Raw genomic sequence first — 1,332 nt, 5'->3', positions numbered from 1 at the left:
TTCACGTAAAGCGGTTCTTCCTGTCATTGAAGAGTTGAACGGTTTGTTGTTCTACCCTGTTCAGTACGAAGGTGAAGAGTCGTCTAAAAATGTTTTCTACACAGGTGCTGCGCCAAACCAGCAAGCGGTTCCAGCCGTTGACTACTTGATGAATGACCTTGAGGTTGAGCGTTGGGTACTTGCAGGTACTGATTACGTTTACCCACGTACAACGAACAAGATTCTTGAGGCATACCTTAAGGCTAAAGGCGTTGCAGAAAAAGATATCATGATCAACTACACACCTTTCGGTCACTCTGATTGGCAGTCAATTGTTTCAGACATCAAGAAGTTCGGTAGCGCAGGTAAGAAGACAGCGGTTGTTTCAACAATTAATGGTGATGCAAACGTTCCTTTCTATAAAGAGCTAGGTAACCAGGGTATTTCTGCTGAAGATATTCCAGTGGTTGCATTCTCTGTTGGTGAAGAAGAACTGTCTGGTCTAGACACTAAGCCACTTGTTGGTCACTTGGCAGCTTGGAACTACTTCCAAAGCGTTGAAAGTGATGTAAACGAAGAGTTTATTGCAAACTGGAAGTCTTACATCAAAGACGACAAGCGTGTGACTAACGACCCAATGGAAGCGACCTACATTGGTTTCGAAATGTGGGCGAAAGCAGTTGAGAAAGCGGGTACTACTGACGTAGACGCAGTTGAGCAAGCTATCTTGGGTGTATCGGTACCTAACCTGACTGGCGGTACTGCTGTTATGAATACTAACCACCATTTGAGTAAGCCAGTTTTAATTGGCGAGATTCAAGAAGATGGTCAATTTGAAGTGGTTTGGGAAACTAACGGTGAAGTAATTGGTGATGCTTGGTCTAACTACCTACCAGGTTCTAAAGACCTAATTGCTGACTGGACTGACCCGGTTAAGTGCGGCAACTTTAATACTAAAACAGCTAAGTGTTCTGGTCAGAACTTCTAAGACCTGAGCTTTAGCTAGCCGGAAACATTTATTCGGCAACTTAAAAGGGGAGCACTGTCCGGTGCTCCTCATTTCTAAACCTACAACCCCGTAATTTCCCTATGATGTTTGGCTTCAGATCATATCTGAACAGACACAACAGGGAAGTTGCGTGTTAAATGAACCTAAAATGGAGTACAGCGGTGAGAATCCTGCCCTTTATTCTTGCGATAATGTTTAGCTTGGTGTTCAACCAAAGCTATGCGGCATCGAACGCCGAGAACAGTCCAAGCACTGTTGCGACAGCAATAGATAGCGAAACCCAAGCGCTCTTAAGCAAACTGACGAAAGCCAAGCTTAAGAAGATTATTCCGATCTTGAAAGAC

2 protein-coding genes are annotated in these 1,332 nt (G+C 44.1%); both read left to right on the top strand.

The window, feature by feature from the left end:
- On the top strand, positions 1-967 hold a 967-nt coding region (locus tag A3729_RS05590; RefSeq protein ID WP_068633359.1), incomplete at its 5' end, for an ABC transporter substrate-binding protein.
- Positions 968-1,149: 182 nt separating this feature from the next.
- The coding region (locus A3729_RS33800) for a hypothetical protein (RefSeq protein ID WP_231877352.1) at positions 1,150-1,332 on the top strand (183 nt) is incomplete at its 3' end.

This window comes from Oleiphilus sp. HI0043 (genome assembly GCF_001634935.1).
Note: the sequence above shows the minus strand (reverse complement) of the source record. Positions and strands in the feature narration are given on the sequence as shown.